The organism is Microvirga sp. P4_G7 (genome assembly GCF_056401005.1).
Genome location: NZ_JBFUKD010001059.1, coordinates 1 through 803, shown reverse-complemented (window position 1 = coordinate 803; position 803 = coordinate 1). Strand labels below are relative to the sequence as shown.

The 803-nt window shown below is 60.6% G+C and carries 1 protein-coding gene; it reads right to left on the bottom strand.

Going from position 1 to position 803, the window contains the following annotated elements; all coding sequences use genetic code 11:
• A partial coding sequence (locus AC1DT3_RS22995) for an AMP-binding protein (protein WP_477467474.1) occupies positions 1-803 on the bottom strand: 803 nt, incomplete at both ends.

The window sequence follows — 803 nt, the reverse complement described above, 5'->3', positions numbered from 1 at the left end:
GCGTGGGAGAGCGCATTGTAGAGCGTGTTGACGCCCGACATCAGCGTGAAGCGGCTCTTCTGCAACGTCTTCACGAAACCGGAGATGTCGCGCGGATTGGTGATGAGGAGCTGGCAACCGCCGACTTTCATCATGAGAAGCGCGCACGCGGTCAGTCCGAAAATATGATAGAGCGGCAACGCGGTGATCATCACATGGTCGGTGCGATCGCCGAACGTCGGCTTCATCCACACGCGGCATTGCTCCACGTTCGCCGCGACATTGCGGTGAAGGAGCACGGCGCCCTTGGCGACACCTGTCGTGCCCCCGGTATATTGCAGGAATGCGACGTCGTCGGGCTTCACGTCGACCGGCTTCGGCGGAACTTTCCTGCCGCTCGCGACGACATCCTTGAACGAGAGCGCACCTGGAAGATGGAGCGGCTTGAACGCCTTCTTCACGTGACGCGACACGAAATTCACGATCGCGCCCTTGAGCCCCAGGAGATCGCCCGGCGTCACGATGACGATGCGATCGAGGTTGAGATGAGGGAGCGCTTCCTCGACAGTCGATGCGAAATTTTCGAGAACGAAGAGCACGCTCGCCCCTGAATCTTCGAGCTGGTGCGCCAATTCCCTCGACGTGTAGAGCGGATTGACGTTCACGACAGCGAGACCCGCGCTCAGGGTGCCGAAGATGATCGGATTGTACGCCATGACGTTCGGCATCATGAGCGCGACGCGCGTCCCCGCCGCAAGTCCTTGCTGCTGCAACCACGATGTGACGAAGGATGCCTGCCTGCCGAGTTCCGCGTAGGTCATCCG